Origin of the sequence: Pseudonocardia oceanicola (assembly GCF_047200735.1) — a bacterium.
Lineage (GTDB): Bacteria > Actinomycetota > Actinomycetes > Mycobacteriales > Pseudonocardiaceae > Pseudonocardia.
Window position 1 is genome coordinate 1 of the sequence record NZ_JBJZON010000114.1, and the last position, 289, is coordinate 289.

Annotated in this window: 1 protein-coding gene; it reads left to right on the forward strand. The window is 70.9% G+C overall.

Features of this window, described 5'->3' with window-relative positions:
• A partial coding sequence (locus ACL02T_RS35055) for an acyl-CoA dehydrogenase family protein (protein WP_412835115.1) occupies positions 1-289 on the forward strand: 289 nt, incomplete at both ends.

The window sequence follows — 289 nt, forward strand, 5'->3', positions numbered from 1 at the left end:
TGGTCAAGGTCGAGGCCGCCCGTTCGATCGTCTACCTGGCTGCGGCGTCGGTCGAGGCGGGCCGCGCGGACGCGGCGGTGCTCGCGGCCGCGGTCAAGGCGCAGGTCTGCGCCGCCGGGTCGGCTGCCGCCGATGCGGCGCTGACGTTGCACGGTGCTATCGGTTACACCTGGGAGCACGACCTGCAGCTGTTCTACAAGCGCGCCAAGCTCGACGTCGAGTTGTTCGGCTCGCCGGGTGCGTGGAACGACCGGCTCGCCGATCGGTTGGACCTGCTCCCGATGGCGCA